Source organism: Agrobacterium sp. LEGMi-208b (assembly GCF_059511785.1).
Map to the genome: position 1 here is coordinate 2,903,324 of NZ_CM183445.1, position 18,884 is coordinate 2,922,207.

The following is an 18,884-nucleotide window of genomic DNA, read 5'->3' on the forward strand; positions in this document are numbered from 1 at the left end:
CCGATGGCGCAGTTTCCTTACTCCTTATTTCCCCCTTGAGCGTGACACCATGACCGATTGCAAAGCTATGATCCTCGGATGCAGCGGGCTTTCGCTGACTGCCGACGAGATTGCCCTTTATCGCGACCAGCAGCCGTGGGGCTTCATCCTGTTCGGCCGCAATATCGGCGAACCGCAGCAGATCGCCGATCTCGTCGCCGCCATGCGCGATGCCGTCGGGCGGCCAGACGCGCCGGTGCTGATCGATCAGGAGGGCGGGCGCGTGCAGCGCATCAAGCCGCCGATCCTGCAGGCCTATCCGAATGCCCGCATTCTCGGTGAAATCTATGAGCGCGACCGGGATGCCGGTCTGCGCGCCGCCTGGCTGATGTCACGCCTGCACGCCTTTGATCTCATGAGGTTCGGCATCACTATCGATTGCCTGCCGGTGCTCGACGTGCCGGTGGAAGGCGCCAGCAATGTCATCGGCAACCGCGCCTATGGCTACAAGCCGGCCATGGTGGCCGAGATGGGGCAGGCGGCGGCCGACGGGCTGAAGGCGGGCGGCATGCTGCCTGTCATGAAACACATGCCGGGCCATGGCCGTGGCATGGTGGATTCGCACCATGAGTTGCCCGTCGTCGATGTGCCGCTCGATGAGCTGGACGGCCATGATTTCGTGCCGTTCCGGGCGCTGAACCGCGAATTGATGGCGATGAGCGCGCATCTGGTGTTCAACGCCGTGGACCGCGAGCGGCCGGCGACGACCTCGCCGAAGGTGATCGAGGAGATCATTCGTGGTCGGATCGGATTTGACGGCCTGCTGATGTCCGACGATAGCTCCATGAATGCGCTGAAGGGCACGCTCGGTGAAAGAGCTGCGAATATTGTTGCTGGTGGCTGCGATATAGTCTTGCATTGCAACGGCGTGATGGGTGAAATGCTGGAGGTCGTTGAGGAGGTTCCCGTTCTTTCCGGCCGTTCGCTGGAGCGGGTGCGGGCCGTGGAAGCGGGTTTTCCTGCCGCCGAGCCTTCCGACGAAGCGGAGTTGAGAGCCGAATTCAACGCCATGTGGGCCGTTTCCTGACAGTCGGGCGGCGGCCCGTTACTCGGGACGACAGGCCGGACGCCCGGCGGATGGAACAATGGCCGCAGACAAGTCTCGCAATTCGACACCGATGGACAAGCTCTGGCAGGATGTGACGCCGGAGCGGCTGACGGGCGAGGCCGGGCTGGTCATCGATGTCGCTGGCTTCGAAGGCCCGCTCGATCTGCTGCTGCATCTTGCCCGCACGCAGAAGGTCGATCTGTCGCGCATTTCGGTGCTGGCGCTTGCCGAACAATATCTGCAATTCGTGGAAAGCGCGCGCCGCGTGCGTATCGAACTTGCCGCCGATTATCTCGTGATGGCGGCGTGGCTCGCCTTCCTGAAATCCAAGCTTCTCATTCCGCAGCAATCGAAGGATGACGGCCCATCGGGCGAAGAAATGGCCGCGACGCTCGCTTTCCGGCTGAAACGCCTGGAGGCCATGCGCGAGGCGGCGGAACGCCTCGTCAACCGCGCCCAGCTCGGCCGCGATGTTTTTGCCCGTGGCGCGCCGGAGCATATTCCGCATATCAACCGCTCGGCCTACGAGGCCAATCTCTACGATCTCCTGAGCGCCTATGCCAATCTGCGGCAGCGGCAGTCGATTACCCAGGTGACCATTGAAAAGCGGCAGGTCTGGTCGCTTGTCGAGGCGCGTGAGCTTCTGAACAATCTGCTCGGCGATGTCGGGGAATGGACGGTGCTCGATCAATATCTGCTGCAATATGTGCCAGATCCCGCCATGCGCGTGACGGCGATTGCCAGCGCCTTTGCCGCGTCGCTGGAACTGGTGCGCGAGGGATCGTTGCAAATCCGGCAGGAGGGTGCTTTCCAGCCCATCTATATGCGCCGTGGCACAAGGGACGACCGTGCGGTGAATGCCGAAAGGACTGACAATGATGAATGACGATGAGACCGCCGAAGCGACGATCGTGACAGCTGGGGTGGAGCCCGAACCCACGGTGTTTTCCGAGCGCCAGCTGAAGGAGGCCGAGCGCATCGCTGAAGCCCTGGTCTTTGCCTCGTCCGAGCCGGTTTCCGTGGGTTTCATCGCAGAACGCCTGCCGCGCGGCATGGATGTCGTCGCCATCCTGCAGCGTGTGAAGGCCGCCTATGCGGAGCGGGGCGTCAATCTCGTGCAGGTGGGCGGGCAATGGGCCTTCCGCACCGCCGGCGATCTCTCCTTCGTCATCCGCGCCGAGGAAAAGGAGCCGAAGAAGCTGTCGCGCGCGGCGCTGGAAGTTCTGGCGATTATCGCATATCATCAACCGGTGACACGCGCCGAAATCGAGGAAATCCGCGGCGTGCAGACCTCGCGCGGCACGCTTGACGTGCTGATGGAGGCGGGCTGGGTCAGGTTCCGTGGCCGCAGGCGTACCCCCGGCCGGCCGGTGACGATCGGCACCACGGTGGAGTTTCTCGACCATTTCGGCCTCGAGGAACTGCGCGATCTGCCGGGCCTTGAGGAGCTGAAGGGCGCGGGGCTGCTTTCGGGCCGCATTCCCTCCAATTTCGGCGTGCCTCTGCCGATGATGAGCGACGAATTGCGGGAGGACGAAGACCCGATCACGCAGCTCGATCTGGAAGAACTGGGCCTGCTAGCGCCCGGCGGCGGCGACGGCGAGGATTGATATCGCCATCCTGTTGGCGGGACCACGAAAACTTTATATGCACTCGCTGTTGAAGCGACGATTTGTCGTTTGAAAAAGCCTTTCAAACGTCTTACATCGTCTGACAGCGAAATTCAGGAGTTTCAGTTATGGGTTCTTTTAGTGTGTGGCATTGGCTTATCGTGCTGGTGATCGTCCTCGTCCTGTTCGGACGCGGCAAGATCCCGGAATTGATGGGCGATGTCGCAAAGGGCATCAAGAGCTTCAAGAAGGGCATGGCTGACGAAGACCAGACGCCGCCGCCGCCGGCCGATGCCAACACGAAGACCGTCGACCACAAGGCTGACGAGATCAAGTAAGCGGCCTTTTGTCGCCTGGTGTGAGACTGGCGCTAGAGCGCCGTGCGTCCTTCCGGACGCGCAAGGGACGCTCTATCACTTGGAAGTTGCGCATCGTTCCCGTCGAAAATCCACTTCGACTGTCGGGCCGATGCGCTAGGGTCTCGGGAGCATATTGATGTTAGATATCGGCTGGAGCGAGCTTCTGGTGATTGCGGTCGTGTTGATCGTGGTCGTCGGGCCCAAGGACTTGCCTCCCATGATCCGCGCCTTCGGCAAGACGATGGCCGGCCTTCGCAAGATGGCGGGGGATTTCCGCACCCAGTTCGATGAGGCCCTCAAAGAGGCCGACATGGACGATGTGCGCCAGACCATCTCCGATGTCCGCAATCTCAACCCGACCAACTCGCTGCGGGATGCGATGAACCCGCTGCGCCAGCTCGGCAACGAGATCAAGTCCGATCTGCAGAAGGCGACCACGCCGCCGGACGGCCTGTCTTCCACGCCTGCGCCTGCCACAAGCGAGCCGGTTGCGCCGCTGGTCAGCGTGCCAGAGCCGGAGATGAAGCTGCCGGATGCGCCGCCTGCTGTCGCCGCATCCGCTGCGCCGGTTGCCGCAGCCGTGGCGGCGCAAGAAAAGCCGAAGCGCGCGCGGGCGAAATCGATTGCGACCGTCGAGGCCGAAGCGGTTGCCGCCAAGCCGAAACGCGCCGCCCGCAGCAAGGCCGCCGCGACGCCCGAAACCGCCCCGGCAGTGAAAACCAGTGAGCCCGCGATTTCGAAGCCCGCTGTTTCCAAACCCACCGTGAAGGCCGTCGCCAAGAAGGCAGCCGTCAGGAAGTCTGCCGCAGACAAGGCGGTCGTGGCCGAGGCCAAGCCAGCGAAAACGGCAAAAACCAAGGCTGCAAAGCCCAAAAAGGATGAAGCATGAGCGGGGATATCGAGGATAAGCCGCAGCCGCTTATCGAGCATCTCATGGAGTTGCGCACGCGGCTGATCTGGGCGCTTGGCGCGTTCTTCGTCGCCTTCATCGCCTGTTTCGCCGTTGCCAAGCACCTGTTCAACCTGCTCGTCATTCCGTATAAATGGGCGGTTCTCTGGGCGGGCCTCGATGTCACGAAATCGTCGCTGATCTATACCGCGCCGCAGGAATTCTTCTTCACGCAGATCAAGGTCGCCATGTTCGGCGCGATGGTGATCTCGTTTCCCGTGGTCGCCTCGCAGCTTTATAAATTCGTGGCGCCGGGGCTCTACAAGAACGAACGGGCGGCCTTCCTGCCGTTCCTCATCGCTTCGCCGATCCTTTTTCTCATCGGTGCGGCGCTCGTCTATTTCTTCTTCACGCCCATGGTCATGTGGTTCTTCCTCGCCATGCAGCAATTGCCCGAGGATGGCGAGGTGGCGATTTCGCTGATGCCGAAGGTGTCGGAATATCTCAGCCTCATCATGACGCTGGTTCTCTCCTTCGGTCTGGTGTTCCAGCTGCCCGTCGTCACGACGCTTCTGGCGCGCGTCGGGCTTTTGACCAGCGACTGGCTGCGGGAAAAGCGCAAATTCGCGATCGTCCTCGCCTTTGTGGTTGCCGCCGTGCTGACGCCGCCGGACCCCATGTCCCAGATCGGTCTTGCGCTGCCTGCGATCATTCTCTACGAGATTTCCATCTATATGGCTCGACTCGTGGAGAGGAAGCGCGCTGCGGAATCCGCAAGCACGGAGCTGGAGGAGACCTGATATTTCTGAAGGTCTCGCCGCTCCAACAATCTCCTCGCGCCGGGTTCATGCCCGGCGTTTTGCTGTAAAACACGGGTGATGCAACAACGGTCTGGAACGACGATGCACGACATTAAATGGATACGCGAAAACCCCGAAGCCTTCGATGCGGCGCTTGCGCGCCGTGGCGCTGAGCGTGCCGCCAGCGGCCTGATCGCGCTCGATGAAAAGCGCCGTTCCGTCATCCAGTCCCTGCAGGACATGCAGTCCCGTCGTAACGCCGCCTCCAAGGAAATCGGCGCCGCCATGGCGCAGAAGAACATGGAGCTTGCGGAGAAACTGAAGGCGGAGGTCGCCGACCTCAAGGACAACATGCCGCGTGCGGAGGAGGAGGACCGTCAGGTCACCGCCGAGCTCAACGACGCGCTGTCGCGCTTGCCGAACATACCCTTCGACGATGTGCCCGATGGCAAGGACGAACATGACAACGCCGTCACCCGTTTCGTCGGTCAGAAGCCCGGCTGGAACCATGCGGCGAAGGAGCATTTCGAAATCGGCGAAGCGCTCGGCTATATGGATTTCGAACGCGCCGCCAAGCTTTCGGGTGCGCGTTTCACCGTTCTGACCAGCCAGCTGGCGCGTCTTGAGCGGGCGCTCGGCCAGTTCATGATCGATCTTCATACATCTGAACATGGCTACACCGAAGTTTCCTCGCCGCTGATGGTGCGCGACGAGGCGATGTTCGGCACGGGGCAATTGCCGAAATTCTCCGAGGACCTGTTCAAGACCACCGATGGCCGCTGGCTGATCCCGACGGCGGAAGTGACGCTGACCAACCTCGTGTCAGGCGAAATTCTCGATCAGGAAAAACTGCCGCTACGCTTCACCGCGCTGACGCCGTCCTTCCGTTCGGAAGCGGGTTCGGCCGGCCGCGACACGCGCGGCATGCTGCGCCAGCACCAGTTCTGGAAGTGCGAACTCGTCTCCATCACCGATGCGGAAAGTGCTGTCGCCGAACATGAGCGCATGACGGCCTGCGCCGAGGAAGTGCTGAAGCGTCTTGGCCTGCATTTCCGCACCATGACGCTCTGCACCGGCGATATGGGCTTCAGCGCCCGCAAGACCTACGATCTGGAAGTGTGGCTGCCCGGCCAGAACACCTATCGCGAAATTTCCTCCTGCTCGGTCTGCGGCGATTTCCAGGCGCGGCGCATGAATGCGCGTTATCGCGGCAAGGACGACAAGGCAACGAAGTTCGTTCACACGCTGAACGGCTCCGGCACGGCTGTCGGCCGCTGCCTGATCGCGGTTCTCGAAAATTATCTGAACGACGACGGTTCCGTCACAATTCCAGACGTGCTGCTGCCCTATATGGGCGGTCTGAAGCGGATCGAGAAGGCGGCTTGATTGTCCGTCGGTTAAAGACGCGGCCGTCATTCCGGCCTTGAGCCGGAATCCAGCCAGCCCAAGTCCTTGGGCTGAAAAAGACTCTTCCCGCCGCGCAGACGCGCGTCGACTGGATTCCGGCTCAAGGCCGGAATGACGGTCGTGGGGGTGCTTCTGTGAGAGAAATCATTGTGTCCTCATAGTGGGACACAGCAGCGGAGAGAGAAACATGCGGATTTTGCTGACGAATGACGACGGTATCCACGCCGAAGGTCTAGCCGTGCTGGAGCGTATCGCCCGCACCCTGTCCGACGATGTCTGGATCGTCGCGCCGGAGACAGACCAGAGCGGTCTCGCGCATTCGCTGACGCTCTCCGAACCGCTGCGGCTGCGCAAGGTTTCCGACAAGCATTTCGCGCTGCGCGGCACGCCGACCGATTGCGTCATCATGGGCATTCGCGAGGTCCTGCCGGAAAAGCCGGATCTCGTGCTGTCAGGCGTCAATGCCGGCGCCAACATGGCCGATGACGTGACCTATTCCGGTACCATTGCCGGCGCCATCGAAGGTACGCTGCAGGGCGTTCGCTCCTTTGCGCTCAGCCAGGCGTTCAGCCATGCCGATGGCCGCGTCGTGCCGTGGGAAGTCGCCGAGACCTATGCGCCGGACCTTCTGCGCAAGCTGATGAATGTGGAACTGCCTGATGGTACCTTCCTCAATCTCAATTTCCCCAATTGCGCGCCCAAGGATGTGCAGGGCGTTTCCGTGACCGGTCAGGGCAAGCTCGATTTCGGCCTGACGGTGGAAGAGCGTCAGGACGGCCGCGGTTTTCCCTATTACTGGCTGCGCTTCGGCGAGCGTCTCGGCACCTTCCGCGAAGGCACCGATATTCACGCTTTGAAACATGGCAAGATTTCCGTGACACCGCTTAAGCTTGACCTGACGGACTACACGGTGAAGGATCGGGTTGCGCAAGCACTTGGATTCGGAGTCGCCGATTGAAATCCGCAATGGTCGAAAAGGAAGGTTTTGCCGCCCTCGTTCTCCGTTTAAGGGGCGAGGGGATTTCCGATCTCGACCTTCTGACGGCGGTCGAGCAGACGCCGCGTTCCAAATTCGTGCCGCCGCAATTTACGGCCGACGCCTATTCCAGCCGCACGATCCCGATCGACTGCGGCGCCTTCATGGAAGGCGCCGACATGGCGGTGAAGATCCTCGCCCGCCTGCAGCTGAAACCCGGCCAGCGCGTGCTTGAGATCGGCACCGGCAGCGGTTTCATGACGGCGATCATTGCCCGGCGGGTCGAGCGGGTGTTTTCGCTGGAGCGTTACAAGACGCTGGTGCAGCAGGCGCAGAACTGTCTCGACGATCTCTCCATCCGCAATGTCGTCATCCGTCAGGCGGATGGCAGCAACGGTCTGGTGGGCGAGGGCACCTTTGACCGCATCGTCTCCACCGCCGCCTTCACCACCATGCCGCGCTTCTTTGCCGAGCAGATCGTCTCGGGCGGCATGATGATCGCGCCGATCATCGTTGAGGGCGATCGTTGCGTGATGACGCGCTTCTCAAAGACCGGCAGCCGCTTCGAAAAGGAAGAGCTGTTCGAGGCGCCTTATCTGCCGCTCAGCACCCATATTGCCCGGCATTTGTGACGAAATGAAAATTTTGAAGGCAATTCATTTTTGTCTTCTAATGTTCTGAATTTCCGCAACTAACTGATTTTCAATATCATTATTGTTCCAACATGACGCATCCGGTTTTCGTCATGGTTATCGAAGTGTCAAAAAAGCGCCAAACGGCTTAACGTTTTAACGGCGTGGTAACACTAACGCGCTTTAATCATAAACATCGACGCATGGTTTTCCCCACCTCGGGAAATGGGCCTTGCAAGAAGTGAAATTTGTGCCGGATCGGTCTCGATGCGGCGGGTTGGCGTCAGTGTAGATCGAGTCATGCGTATGAGACATTCGTCTAAAATCGGAAAATCAGTCGCAAAAATGTTCGCAGCGGCATTGCTGGCAAGCGTCGCAACGGGCTGTAGCTCGGATGCAACGCGGTTCAGCGGCCTCTTTTCCAGTGGACCGGATCAGATGACCACGGCGTCAATTCCTGCCCGTCAGGGCGGCGGTGCTTACGGGCAGGCCCCGGTTCCGCAGGGCGACATGAATGGCGGTTACGCCTCTGCCGCACCGCAGGGCGGTTATGCCAACCAGAACATGGCGGGCAATTCCTACCCGCAATCGGGTGGTTATGGCGGCGTTCAGCCTTCCACGGCCCGCTCGGCTTCGGCCTCCCCGGTGCAGCGTTCCGAGCTGTCGGCGCCGACGGCGGTGGCAAGCCGCGATCCGTCGACCCGCAACGAAGCCATGGCCCAGCCTTTCCCGTCCGCTCAGCCCAAGGCCGCGCCGTCTCTCGCCGCACCCGCCCGGCAGGCTGCCGCTCCCGTCGCCGACAATCTGACCACCGCAACCGTGCGTTCCGACAAGAACGGCTGGCACACCGATGGCGCGTCCTCCGTGACCCTGCGTCCCGGCGAAAGCATCGCGACGCTCTCCAACCGCTACGGTGTTCCGGAGAAGGAGCTGCTGCGCGTCAACGGTCTGAAGACCGCATCCTCGGCGCAGGCCGGCCAGTCGATCCTCATTCCGAAGTTCGGTCAGGTCCGCAATGCCGCCAAGGACGCCGCCGGCGATATCGCGCTCAACCGCAATGGCGACCAGCCGACACCGCTGCGTAGCCCGGAAGGGAATGTGGCTGTGCTGCCGTCGCAGGCCGCCGCCCGTGACAAGGTTTCGTCCGAATCCGGCAAGCTGACGCCTCCCGGTGGCAAGCCGCTGCCGCCCACCGGTGGCTACAAGGTTCAGCCGGGTGACAGCCTGGCGAAGATCGCCCGTGAAAACGGCGTCTCGGTTGCCGCACTCAAGGCCGCCAACGGCATTTCCAACGAAAACATTCGTGTCGGCCAGACGCTTGCCATGCCGGGCGCTTCGACGGATGCCATCAAGACGGCTTCCGTTCCCGCCAAGGAAGCGGCCAAGCCGGTCGAAACCGCGTCCGCCAAGCCTGAGCCCTACAAGGCCCCGGCTGCCGCCGCCGCTCCGACTGCGCCCGCCACGCCGGCGACCGCCAGCGTCAGCGACATCGAGAAGAAAGCCGACATGGCCTCCGTCGCACCGGAATCCACCGGCATCGGCAAATATCGCTGGCCGGTTCGCGGCGCGGTCATCAACAATTTCGGCGACAATGTCGAAGGCAGCCGCAATGACGGCATCAACATCTCCGTTCCCGAGGGTACGCCGATCAAGGCCGCTGAAAACGGCGTGGTCATCTATGCCGGCAACGGCCTGAAGCAGCTCGGCAACACGGTTCTCGTCCGCCACGACGACGGCAAGGTCACCGTTTACGGCAACGCCGCCAATCTCGACGTGCAGCGCGGCCAGAAGGTGCAGCGCGGCCAGACCATCGCTACCTCTGGCATGACCGGCAGCGCCAAGCGTCCGCAGGTTCACTTCGAAGTTCGCAAGGATGCGACGCCGGTGAACCCCTCCAGTTTCCTTGAATAGGTATTGCGTCTCAAGGAATGATGAAGCCGGGTGAAGAGCCCGGCTTTTTCATTTTGGGGGGTGATGACGAGCGTCTCTACACACTCGACGTCATCCTCGGGCTCGACCCGAGGATCCATGGTGCGCCGAGTTGTGGATCCTCGGGTCAAGCCCGAGGATGACAGAGGAGAGGTGGCGGCGGAAAGGTCGCTATTGCCTCACCAGCCCCACCGTCTTCTCGATGAAATCGGCAATCGTCGCGGTATCATTGAGATCGAAAACGGGGAGGGTCGTGTCCGTTACCGCATGATCTGCGGCAATGGCGATGATATGCGGATCAAGCGGCGCAAGCGGTTGGGTCTTGGCGGCCTCCAGCCGGCGGGCTTCGATCTTCGGCACAGGCTCGTATTTATAGCCTTCGATCAGCACCAGATCGCACGGCGCGAGGCGGGCGAGAATATCCTCGAAGGAGGGTTCCGGTTCGCCGCGCAATTCATGCATGATCGCAAAGCGGGTGCCGGAAACGATGGTGACCTCATGTGCGCCGGCCTGGCGGTGGCGCCAGCTATCCGCGCCGACCTTGTCGATATCGAAATCATGATGGGCGTGCTTGATGGTGGAGACGCGGTAGCCGCGCGCGGTCAGCTCGGTGACGATGCTGACCGCGAGGCCCGTCTTGCCCGAGTTTTTCCAGCCGGCGATGCCGAAGACCTTTTGTGCCGTCATGATCCGATGTTCTCCAGATAGCTGCGCGCCAGCGCCAGTTCATCCGGCGTGTTGATGTTGAAGAACGGATCGAGGCTGCCCTTTGCCGTTTCCAGCGGCGGGAAGGCCACGCCGATGGTGACATGGCGGGCGAGATAGGCGCGGATGCGCCGGTTCACATCGTTCTTCAGCCAGTCCTCGAGATCATCGGCAAGCGCCACCGGCCATAGCGCAAAAACCGGATGAAGCTGGCCGCTGGAGGCGGCGATGACGATCGCATTGTCCGATACGTGCTCGCAGAGCCGGGCCACCAGATCGTCAGGGAAAAACGGGCTGTCGGCGGGCGCGGTCAGGAAGTGACTGACCGCACCCTCACGATGCTGGAAATGGCGCATGCCGGCCAGGATACCCGCGAGCGGCCCGGCATGGCCGTTCAATGTATCGGGCAGCAACGGCAGGCCGAAACTTTCCGCCCAGCCGTTATCGCCATGGATGGCCGCATTGATGGTGACATCTGAGACCTGTGGCGTGATGCGGCTGATGACATGGGAGATGAGGGCCGCATCGCCCAATTGCACCATCGCCTTGTTGCTGCCCATGCGCCGCGAAAGCCCGCCGGCGAGCACGAGACCGGGTATTTCAAGAGGGACCGTCATTCCCGCTTTTCCTGCAGCCTTACGATATAGGTGGTGAGGAGGGCGACAAGGCCGGTCGCCAGCATCACCAGAAGAAGCGGCCAGGTTCCGTCCTCCCTGGACAGGACCGAGGAGGCGAGCACCGAGAGTGCCGCGCCGCCGCCGATGGTCATCGCGCCGCCGAGGCCGGAGGCGGAACCGGCCAGATGCGGCTGCACGCTGACCATGCCGGCATTGGCGCTCGGCAGTGTCACGCCGTTGCCGACGCCGATCAGGGCAAGCGGCACGAAAAACGCATAGGCGCTTTCCGCCCCGGCAGAGATCAGCATCATGGTCGTTACGATGCCGGCGATGGCGATGACATTGCCCGACAGCATCATGCGGGTGATGCCGATTTCGCTGGCATAACGGCCGGAGATGAAGTTGCCGAGCATGTAACCGCTGGCCATGAAGAAGAATTGCAGGCCGAGCATGGCCGGCGCAAGCCCATAGATGACGCTGCCGACAAAGGGCGCGCCGCCGAGGAAGGAGAAGAACATGCCCGATGAGAAGGTCGAGGTCAGCGCGTAACCCCAGAAGAGCGGCGAACGCAGAAGTTCCGGCCAGGCGTGAAACTGCTGCGAAAAGCTTGCCGATTTATTGTGGTTGGTTTCGCCGAGATCGAACCAGGCGAGCACCAGAATGCCGACGCCGAGCAGGGAAAGAAGGGCAAAGCTCGACTGCCAGCCGGAAATATCGTTGAGCAGGCCGCCAACCGTCGGGCCGACCATCGGCACCACGGACATGCCCATGGTGACGTAGCCGATCATCGACGCGGCCTGTTCCATCGGTACCATGTCGCGCACGATGGCGCGCGCCAGCACAAAACCGGAAACGACGGCCGCCTGCGCAACGCTCCCGATCATGAAAACGGTGATGTTGGGCGCCAGCATGCAGACGAGCGTTGCGACGATCATGATGGCGATGCTGGCGAGCATGACCGGGCGGCGGCCGAAGAGATCGGAGAGTGGGCCGATGATGAGCTGCAGGCAGGCGGTGGCGGCGAGATAGCCAGAAACGGCAAATTGCATCACCGCATAATCGGTCTCGAAGTAGATCGCCATGGCCGCAAGCGAAGGCAGGAACACATTCATGCACAGCGCCGCGACGCCGGCGATGACGACCAGCGTGATGATGTGGGGCGGGGTGGTTCTGTCCAGAAAACGGCCGCTGTTCATGTCATTCTCCCGCCTCTTCCGTTACGGCAGTTTTCGTTACGGAAGCCGGCCGCACCGTGGTCGCCGCGGTGGGTGTGGCGGCGGCGCGCTTGGCCATCTGCGAGCGCTTGCGCAGGCTTTCGCGGTAGAAGGTATAAAGGCCCGAGCCGATGACGATCATGGCGCCGATGATGGTGTAATTGTCGATCTTTTCGTTGAAGAAGAACACGCCGATCATGAAACCCCAGAGCAGGCCGGTATAACGGAACGGCGCGACGAAGGAGATTTCGCCCGTTCTCATCGACAGGATGATCGCCTGATAACCGACCAGCACCAGAATGGCCGAAGCGGCCAGATGCGACACGATCGTGAAGTTCATCGGTTGCCAGCCGCCAAAGGGCACGATCAACAGGCCACCCACCGCCATATTGACGAAGGCGGTGATGACGGTGATGGCGAGCGAGGGCACATCGGCATACATTTTCCTGGTCAGCAGATCGCGCGCGGCGGTGACGGCGAGCGATGCGACGACCAGAAGCGCACCCGGCGTGAAGCCTTCAGGGCCCGGCCTGATAATGACGAGCACGCCGATGAAACCGACGATGATCGCCACCCAGCGCCGCCAGCCCACGGGTTCACGCAAAAACAGCGCCGCACCCAGCGTCACCACCAGGGGCAGGGACTGCAATATGGCCGAGGCATTGGAAAATTCGATGAGGCCGAGCGCTGTCAGATAGAGTACTGCGGCAGTCACTTCGCAGAGACAGCGCAGGATGATGATGGGGCGCAGCAGGGTTTTCAGCGGACGCAGCGCGCCGAAATGGCGAGCGGCGATGTAGATCAGCACCACCGTCATGATGCCGCGAACGAACATGATCTGGCCGGTGTTGATGTAAGGGGTGACGGATTTCGTCAGGGCGTCATTGGCCGTGAAGCTTGCCATGGCGAGCGCCATGAACAGGGCGCCGCGCGTATTGTCCGTCAATGCCATTCCCAAATATCCCAGACCATGCGCGGCTCTCCCCCGCCGCCCTTTCGGGGCGATCTGGGCCGCCTTTCCGGCGTGACCACGCATTCCTCCATGTAAAGAGACGTGACACGGCACAGCCGGCATTTCAACCGTTTATATGGGTGGGTGGACGAGAAACAGTTTCAGCGGTCGCTCAGCCGCCGGTCACGCTCATATGGCGGGAGACGGCGGGGCGGTTGTGGGTGCGGTCGATGATGAAATCATGCCCCTTCGGCTTGCGCAGAAGGGCTTCATCGATGGCGCTGGAAAGATAGGCGTCGCTGTCGGAGGCGCGCAGCGCCGTGCGCAGATCGGCGGCGTCGTCCTGGCCGAGGCACATATAAAGCGTGCCGGTGCAGGTGAGGCGGACGCGGTTGCAGCTTTCGCAGAAATTATGGGTCATCGGCGTGATGAAGCCCAGCCGGCCGCCGGTTTCCTTCACCGTCACGTAACGGGCGGGGCCGCCGGTCTGGTAATCGCTGTCGATGAGCGTGAAGCTCTGTTCGAGATCGGCGCGCAGTTTCGAAAGCGGCAGGTAGCGGTCGGTGCGGTCTTCCTCGATCTCACCCATGGGCATGGTTTCGATGACCGTCAGGTCCATGCCGCGACCGTGGGCAAAACGCATGAGATCGGGAATTTCCGCGTCGTTGAAGTCCTTCAGCGCCACCGCGTTGAGCTTGACCTTGATGCCCGCTGCCTGAGCGGCGTCCAGACCTTCCATGACACGGTCGATATCGCCCCAGCGGGTGATATGGCGGAATTTGTCGCGGTCGAGCGTATCGAGCGAAACATTGATGCGGCGCACGCCGCAATCGGCGAGTTCCGCGGCGAATTTCGCAAGCTGGGAACCGTTGGTGGTCAGCGTCAGCTCGGTGAGCGCGCCCGTGCGCACATGCCGGCCGAGGTTCCGCACCAGCGACATGATGTTCTTGCGCACCAGCGGCTCGCCGCCGGTCAGCCTCAGCTTGCGCACGCCGCGCGTTATGAAGACGGAACAGAGCCGGTCGAGTTCTTCGAGCGTCAGAAGGTCCTTCTTCGGCAGGAAGGTCATGTGTTCGGACATGCAATAGGTACAGCGGAAATCGCAGCGGTCGGTGACGGAAACCCGCAGATAGGTGATGGCGCGGCCGAAAGGGTCCACCATCGGTGTGCTGTTTTCCGTCAGGGTTTTCGCCTTTTCAAGCGAGCCGGGGAAACCGTTCACGTCTCCATCCTCATTGCGCCTTGCGCCGGGCACACACGCCGAATGTGTGCTCTATCAGGTGATGTAGTGGCTTGCCTATCGTGAGGCAAGTCCGTAATTCTGACGCATATGACGAGCTTGCGGAAGTGAAAAATGAGTGATGCCTGGCCGACCGAGCTGCTTGTGTCGAAAGACCGGCGCGAATTGACCGTTTCCTTCGATGATGGAAGCGTTTACCGCCTTCAAGCCGAGATGCTGCGCGTGCTTTCGCCCTCGGCCGAGGTGCAGGGCCATGGGCCGGGACAAAAGGTCACGGTGCCCGGCAAACGCAATGTCGCCATCCGTTCCATGGTCGCCACCGGCAATTACGCGGTGCGCATCGTTTTCGACGATGGCCACGATAGCGGTATCTTCACCTGGAAATATCTGAAGGAACTGGGTGAGACCGGGGATGCGCTGTTTGCGGATTATGAGCGGCAGCTCGCCGAAAAGGGCTTGAGCAGGGAACCGCGATACCGGTAGAGAAAACACCGAGGGAGGCGCCCTCGTGAGAATGACGGCAAAGGGGTTGAAGAACTGGCGCGTTTGGCAACGTTGTTGCATCCGCGCTTCGTCACCCCGGACTTGATCCGGGGTCCAGCGCGATCAAGTCCTTGATCGCGGGAGAGTCCTTTCACGGCGCAGACGCGCCGTGGCTGGATGCCGGATCAAGTCCGGCATGACGGAGGAAATGTTCTTGCGCGTTGCCGATAATCAGACGAGGGCAAAGCTCTTGTCTCACTATTTAAACGGGGTGGCGTGTGGCTGTAGAAGCGAACGGAAATGATCTGGCCCAGGTGGTCGTGCTTTTGGCGGCAGGCGTTGTCGCCGCGCCCATCTTCAAGCGCATCGGCCTCGGCTCGGTGCTCGGCTATCTGGCCGCCGGTCTTGTCATCGGGCCTTACGGGCTCGGTTTTTTCTCCGATTCGCAGGCCATTCTGCATATAGCGGAACTCGGCGTGGTGATGTTCCTGTTCATCATCGGCCTTGAAATGCAGCCGTCGCGGCTGTGGTCGATGCGGCAGGATATTTTCGGGCTGGGTGCGCTTCAGGTGCTGGTTTGCATGGCGGGCCTGACATTGATCGGCGTCGGCCTCGGTTTTCCCGTCATCATGTCCTTCGTCGCCGGCACCGGCTTCGTGCTGACCTCGACGGCGATCGTCATGCAGATGCTGCAGGAGCGCAACAGCATGTCGAGCCTGAAAGGCCAGCGTATCATCGCCATCCTGCTGTTCGAGGATCTGGCCATCGTGCCGCTGCTGGCGCTTGTCGCTTTCCTCGGTTCGGGCGGCGAACATGTCACGGCGTCGGAGCGCTGGGCTTCCGTCGGCATTGCGCTTGCCGCCGTCGGTGCGCTCATCCTTGCCGGGCGTTATCTTCTCAACCCGTTTTTCCGCCTGCTGGCGGCTTCCGGCGCGCGGGAGGTGATGACGGCCGCAGCGCTGCTGGTGGTGCTGGGTTCGGCGCTGCTGATGCAGGTCAGCGGCCTTTCCATGGCCATGGGGGCGTTTCTCGCCGGCGTGCTTTTGTCGGAATCCTCCTTCCGCCATCAGCTGGAAGCGGATATCGAGCCGTTTCGCGGCATTCTGCTCGGCCTGTTTTTCCTTGGTGTCGGCATGGCGATCGATCTTGCCGTCATCGCCTCCAACTGGCAGCTCGTGGTCATCAGCGTTGCGGGTTACATGCTGCTCAAGGCCTTCCTGATCTATGGCGTGGCGCGGGCGCTCGGCACCACCCGGCGTGAAAGCCTGGAACGGGCGGTGCTGATGGCGCAGGGCGGCGAATTCGCCTTCGTGCTCTATTCGGCCGCCGTCAGCGCCGGCATTCTCGACCGGGAGGCGAACGCCATCCTGACGGCGACCATCATCATCTCCATGGTGCTGACGCCGCTGATGGTCATCCTGCATGACCGGCTGGTGCCGGCGGCGGTTCCCAATACCGACGATCTCGATGTGCCAGAGAATGTCGAGGGCAGCATTCTGCTGATCGGCTTCGGCCGTTTTGGCCAGATCGTCAGCCAGCCGCTTCTGGCGCGGGGCTACACGCTGTCGCTGATCGACAAGGATGCCGACTTCGTGCGCGATGCGGCGGAATTCGGTTTCAAGGTCTATTATGGCGATGGCTCGCGGGCGGAAATCCTGCATGCCGCCGGTGCCAGCACGGCGCGTGCCGTGCTGATCTGCGTCGACGACAAGGAAGCGGCTGTCAGGATCGCGGAGATCGTCAAGCACGAATTCCCGCTGGTGCCCGTTCTTGCCCGCGCTTACGACCGTGGCCATGCCATCGATCTGCTCAAGGCGGGCGTCGATTACCAGATCCGCGAGACGCTGGAATCGGCGCTGAATTTCAGCGAGGAAGTGCTGGGCGCCATGGGTGAGGAGCGGGAAGACGCCGCCCGTCTGGTGGAGGAATTCCGCGACCGCGACGAGGAACGTTTCGCCATGGAAGTCGTCGGCGGCATCTATGCCGGCCGTTCGCTGATCCGCGGCAACGCCCAGCCGGCCGATCTTGTTGCCGCGCGCACCGCGCGCGAGCGGGCAGAGCGGGAAAAGGCCGAAGCGGCAGAGGAGTAGGACGCCCCGGTCTTTCCGCGGCGGCAGAGGGAATTCGTAGGGATAGGAACGGACATGACGATCATTCGCACGGTTGAGGAATTGAAGGCCATCTATGACGGCACGAGCGAGGCATCGATCGCCAAGGTGACGGCCACGCTGACGGCCGAATACCGGCTGATGATCGAGACTTCGCCCTTTCTGGCGCTGGCGACGGTCGGGCCGGAAGGCATGGACTGTTCGCCGCGCGGCGACAAGGGCGGCGTTGTCCGGGTGGCGGATGACAGGACGGTGCTTCTGCCGGACTGGCGCGGCAATAACCGCGTGGATTCGCTTCTGAACATCGTGCGCGATCCGCGCGTGGCGCTGATGTTCCTGATACCCGGCTCGAATACGACGATGCGCATCAATGGCCGCGCCGTGGTCTCCGTCGATCCCGGTCTGCTGCAAAGCTTCGAGATGGATGGCAGACATCCGCGCACGGTCACCGTGGTGACTATCGACGAAGTCTATTTCCAGTGCGCCCGGGCGCTGATGCGCTCGGAACTGTGGAACCCCGATAATTTCGTCGACCCTGCGTCGCTTCCGACACCCGGCCTTCTGCTCAAGGCGGCGAAGGCGGAGTTCGATCAGGAGACCTACGACCGCGAATGGGCGGCGCGGGCGGCGAAGACCATGTGGTGAGGCTTCCCCTTCCGTCTCCTCATTCCTGTGACAAGCACAGGAATGAGGGTGGGGAGCGCGCCGTGTTTTTAATGCGCCCAAATTGGCGCAATTTGCTTCACGTCCGATAAATCAACCAGTTCTTGCCGGTATAGTTCTTCTGCATGCCGTCCTCGTAATAGACGGTGCGGTTCCGGCCGGTTTCCTTGGCATGGTAGAGCGCGGTATCGGCATGACCGTAAAGCTCGCTCGGGTTGGTGGCCTGGGCGGCGGAGGCGAAGCCGATGGAGATCGTCACCGTGCCGTAGTCGGCGCCCGATCTCGAATTGCGGAAGGGCGTGCTTTCCAGCGACAGGCGGATGCGCTCGCACATCACCATCACCTCTTCCGGCGTATTGCCATCCAGAATGATGGCGAATTCCTCGCCGCCGCTTCTGGCGACAAAACCATCCTTGCGGACATTGGCGCGGATGACCGAGGCGACGGTGGCGAGAATCTTGTCGCCGACCGGATGGCCGAACGTGTCGTTGATCCGCTTGAAGTGATCGATATCGAGCAGGACGAGCGCGGTATATTGCAGGCCGATGGAGCTGTCATAAACGGATGCCAGCCGGTCGTCGAAGGCACGCCGGTTGGACAGCCGCGTCAGTGAGTCGGTATTGGCGATGCGCTTGTACTCATCCAGCTCCAGGCGCACCTGATGCATTTCCTCGGCATGGCGGTTGACATCGTTGAAGGTCTTTTCGCCGTCGATGATTTTCGAACCGGTGGCCTCGGCCAGCAGCGAAATCGCATTTCTCAGAATATTGCTGCTGGCGGCATTCTTGTCATCGATGCGCTGGCGGGTCTCGCCGAGAATCCTGTTGTAGTTCTCGATGGAGGATTGTTCGCGCCTCAGCGTGCCCAGAAGGCCCTCCAGTTCGCGCCGCAGCTTCTCATGCGCGTCGTCGATCGACCGGGCGGGATTGCCTTCCCCGTAACGCGAGGAGAGTTCGTCCAGATCCTCCTGCGTGACCCGGCTTCCGAGCGCGGCCAGATCCTTGGTCAGGGCTGGGTTCGAACCGATATAGGCTTCGTAAAACAGGCTGTAGTTACGCGGGATCGGCGAAACACCCATGCTCCGCATGGCATAGGCAATCTGCCCGGCAATGTCGGGCCCCGTGGTTTTGGGCGTGGATGCCGTGTTCATCAAGAAACTCCAGTGAGTCTGCTTATCGACTATGATTATTATTATGAAGCTCGTTTTGGAAAG

19 protein-coding genes are annotated in these 18,884 nt (G+C 61.6%); 13 read left to right on the plus strand and 6 right to left on the minus strand.

Going from position 1 to position 18,884, the window contains the following annotated elements; all coding sequences use genetic code 11:
• Positions 1–49 precede the first annotated feature (49 nt).
• From nagZ to AC5YUO_RS14255, 10 genes are all read left to right on the plus strand, one after another.
• Entirely contained in the window at positions 50–1,066 is a 1,017-nt protein-coding gene (gene nagZ, locus AC5YUO_RS14210; RefSeq protein WP_496153742.1) for a beta-N-acetylhexosaminidase, read from the plus strand.
• A gap of 58 nt (positions 1,067–1,124) precedes the next feature.
• Positions 1,125–1,973 (plus strand): segregation and condensation protein A, encoded by an 849-nt coding sequence (locus tag AC5YUO_RS14215; RefSeq protein ID WP_496153743.1) that lies wholly within the window; start codon positions 1,125–1,127, stop codon positions 1,971–1,973.
• The gene (gene scpB, locus AC5YUO_RS14220; protein ID WP_496153744.1) at positions 1,963–2,697 is read left to right on the plus strand and encodes an SMC-Scp complex subunit ScpB; all 735 of its coding nucleotides are present in this window, start codon (positions 1,963–1,965) and stop codon (positions 2,695–2,697) included. Before AC5YUO_RS14215 ends, scpB begins: the two co-directional genes overlap by 11 nt.
• A 128-nt stretch (positions 2,698–2,825) precedes the next feature.
• On the plus strand, positions 2,826–3,035 hold the full coding sequence (locus AC5YUO_RS14225; protein ID WP_496153745.1) for a twin-arginine translocase TatA/TatE family subunit: 210 nt from the start codon (positions 2,826–2,828) through the stop codon (positions 3,033–3,035).
• 157 nt (positions 3,036–3,192) lie between these two features.
• Positions 3,193–3,945 (plus strand): Sec-independent protein translocase protein TatB, encoded by a 753-nt coding sequence (gene tatB, locus AC5YUO_RS14230; RefSeq protein ID WP_496153746.1) that lies wholly within the window; start codon positions 3,193–3,195, stop codon positions 3,943–3,945.
• Positions 3,942–4,745: a twin-arginine translocase subunit TatC gene (gene tatC / locus AC5YUO_RS14235; RefSeq protein ID WP_065655994.1), complete on the plus strand. Its 804-nt coding sequence runs from the start codon at positions 3,942–3,944 to the stop codon at positions 4,743–4,745. Before tatB ends, tatC begins: the two co-directional genes overlap by 4 nt.
• Before the next feature lie 102 nt (positions 4,746–4,847).
• Positions 4,848–6,131, plus strand: coding sequence for a serine--tRNA ligase (serS, locus tag AC5YUO_RS14240; RefSeq protein ID WP_496153747.1), 1,284 nt, complete (start codon positions 4,848–4,850; stop codon positions 6,129–6,131).
• 208 nt (positions 6,132–6,339) lie between these two features.
• Positions 6,340–7,110: a 5'/3'-nucleotidase SurE gene (surE, locus tag AC5YUO_RS14245; protein WP_003522730.1), complete on the plus strand. Its 771-nt coding sequence runs from the start codon at positions 6,340–6,342 to the stop codon at positions 7,108–7,110.
• Positions 7,107–7,760 (plus strand): protein-L-isoaspartate(D-aspartate) O-methyltransferase, encoded by a 654-nt coding sequence (locus tag AC5YUO_RS14250; protein WP_400817721.1) that lies wholly within the window; start codon positions 7,107–7,109, stop codon positions 7,758–7,760. Before surE ends, AC5YUO_RS14250 begins: the two co-directional genes overlap by 4 nt.
• Before the next feature lie 345 nt (positions 7,761–8,105).
• Positions 8,106–9,671, plus strand: coding sequence for a peptidoglycan DD-metalloendopeptidase family protein (locus tag AC5YUO_RS14255; RefSeq protein ID WP_496153748.1), 1,566 nt, complete (start codon positions 8,106–8,108; stop codon positions 9,669–9,671).
• A 189-nt stretch (positions 9,672–9,860) separates the two neighbouring features.
• Here the strand turns inward: AC5YUO_RS14255 and mobB are convergent, their stop codons facing one another.
• The 5 genes from mobB to moaA all read right to left on the minus strand — a co-directional run bounded on the left by mobB (position 9,861) and on the right by moaA (position 14,399).
• The gene (mobB, locus tag AC5YUO_RS14260) at positions 9,861–10,376 is read right to left on the minus strand and encodes a molybdopterin-guanine dinucleotide biosynthesis protein B (RefSeq protein WP_496153749.1); all 516 of its coding nucleotides are present in this window, start codon (positions 10,374–10,376) and stop codon (positions 9,861–9,863) included.
• Positions 10,373–11,011, minus strand: a complete 639-nt coding sequence (mobA, locus tag AC5YUO_RS14265; protein WP_496153750.1) for a molybdenum cofactor guanylyltransferase MobA — start codon at positions 11,009–11,011, stop codon at positions 10,373–10,375. Before mobA ends, mobB begins: the two co-directional genes overlap by 4 nt.
• Entirely contained in the window at positions 11,008–12,207 is a 1,200-nt protein-coding gene (locus tag AC5YUO_RS14270) for a multidrug effflux MFS transporter (protein ID WP_496153751.1), read from the minus strand. The genes mobA and AC5YUO_RS14270 overlap by 4 nt, the downstream gene beginning before the upstream one ends.
• A gap of 1 nt (position 12,208) precedes the next feature.
• Positions 12,209–13,177: a DMT family transporter gene (locus tag AC5YUO_RS14275; protein ID WP_496153752.1), complete on the minus strand. Its 969-nt coding sequence runs from the start codon at positions 13,175–13,177 to the stop codon at positions 12,209–12,211.
• 172 nt (positions 13,178–13,349) lie between these two features.
• Entirely contained in the window at positions 13,350–14,399 is a 1,050-nt protein-coding gene (moaA, locus tag AC5YUO_RS14280) for a GTP 3',8-cyclase MoaA (protein ID WP_496153753.1), read from the minus strand.
• 132 nt (positions 14,400–14,531) lie between these two features.
• Here moaA and AC5YUO_RS14285 point away from each other — a divergent pair, with 132 nt between their 5' ends.
• From AC5YUO_RS14285 to AC5YUO_RS14295, 3 genes are all read left to right on the plus strand, one after another.
• Positions 14,532–14,900, plus strand: coding sequence for a gamma-butyrobetaine hydroxylase family protein (locus tag AC5YUO_RS14285; protein WP_496153754.1), 369 nt, complete (start codon positions 14,532–14,534; stop codon positions 14,898–14,900).
• 278 nt (positions 14,901–15,178) lie between these two features.
• The gene (locus tag AC5YUO_RS14290; protein ID WP_080816894.1) at positions 15,179–16,990 is read left to right on the plus strand and encodes a monovalent cation:proton antiporter-2 (CPA2) family protein; all 1,812 of its coding nucleotides are present in this window, start codon (positions 15,179–15,181) and stop codon (positions 16,988–16,990) included.
• 54 nt (positions 16,991–17,044) lie between these two features.
• Entirely contained in the window at positions 17,045–17,653 is a 609-nt protein-coding gene (locus tag AC5YUO_RS14295; RefSeq protein ID WP_496153755.1) for a pyridoxamine 5'-phosphate oxidase family protein, read from the plus strand.
• 97 nt (positions 17,654–17,750) lie between these two features.
• Here AC5YUO_RS14295 and AC5YUO_RS14300 read toward each other — a convergent pair whose 3' ends face one another.
• Entirely contained in the window at positions 17,751–18,821 is a 1,071-nt protein-coding gene (locus tag AC5YUO_RS14300; protein ID WP_400817712.1) for a GGDEF domain-containing protein, read from the minus strand.
• Positions 18,822–18,884 lie beyond the last annotated feature (63 nt).

What these genes read in the sequence shown, in the direction of transcription:
- nagZ (WP_496153742.1), top strand. Translation starts at nt 50, where the DNA reads ATGACCGATTGCAAAGCTATGATCCTCGGATGCAGCGGGCTTTCGCTG.
- AC5YUO_RS14215 (WP_496153743.1), top strand. Translation starts at nt 1,125, where the DNA reads ATGGCCGCAGACAAGTCTCGCAATTCGACACCGATGGACAAGCTCTGG.
- scpB (WP_496153744.1), top strand. Translation starts at nt 1,963, where the DNA reads ATGATGAATGACGATGAGACCGCCGAAGCGACGATCGTGACAGCTGGG.
- AC5YUO_RS14225 (WP_496153745.1), top strand. Translation starts at nt 2,826, where the DNA reads ATGGGTTCTTTTAGTGTGTGGCATTGGCTTATCGTGCTGGTGATCGTC.
- tatB (WP_496153746.1), top strand. Translation starts at nt 3,193, where the DNA reads ATGTTAGATATCGGCTGGAGCGAGCTTCTGGTGATTGCGGTCGTGTTG.
- tatC (WP_065655994.1), top strand. Translation starts at nt 3,942, where the DNA reads ATGAGCGGGGATATCGAGGATAAGCCGCAGCCGCTTATCGAGCATCTC.
- serS (WP_496153747.1), top strand. Translation starts at nt 4,848, where the DNA reads ATGCACGACATTAAATGGATACGCGAAAACCCCGAAGCCTTCGATGCG.
- surE (WP_003522730.1), top strand. Translation starts at nt 6,340, where the DNA reads ATGCGGATTTTGCTGACGAATGACGACGGTATCCACGCCGAAGGTCTA.
- AC5YUO_RS14255 (WP_496153748.1), top strand. Translation starts at nt 8,106, where the DNA reads ATGTTCGCAGCGGCATTGCTGGCAAGCGTCGCAACGGGCTGTAGCTCG.
- mobB (WP_496153749.1), bottom strand. Translation starts at nt 10,376, where the DNA reads ATGACGGCACAAAAGGTCTTCGGCATCGCCGGCTGGAAAAACTCGGGC.
- mobA (WP_496153750.1), bottom strand. Translation starts at nt 11,011, where the DNA reads ATGACGGTCCCTCTTGAAATACCCGGTCTCGTGCTCGCCGGCGGGCTT.
- AC5YUO_RS14270 (WP_496153751.1), bottom strand. Translation starts at nt 12,207, where the DNA reads ATGAACAGCGGCCGTTTTCTGGACAGAACCACCCCGCCCCACATCATC.
- AC5YUO_RS14275 (WP_496153752.1), bottom strand. Translation starts at nt 13,177, where the DNA reads ATGGCATTGACGGACAATACGCGCGGCGCCCTGTTCATGGCGCTCGCC.
- AC5YUO_RS14285 (WP_496153754.1), top strand. Translation starts at nt 14,532, where the DNA reads ATGAGTGATGCCTGGCCGACCGAGCTGCTTGTGTCGAAAGACCGGCGC.
- AC5YUO_RS14295 (WP_496153755.1), top strand. Translation starts at nt 17,045, where the DNA reads ATGACGATCATTCGCACGGTTGAGGAATTGAAGGCCATCTATGACGGC.
- AC5YUO_RS14300 (WP_400817712.1), bottom strand. Translation starts at nt 18,821, where the DNA reads ATGAACACGGCATCCACGCCCAAAACCACGGGGCCCGACATTGCCGGG.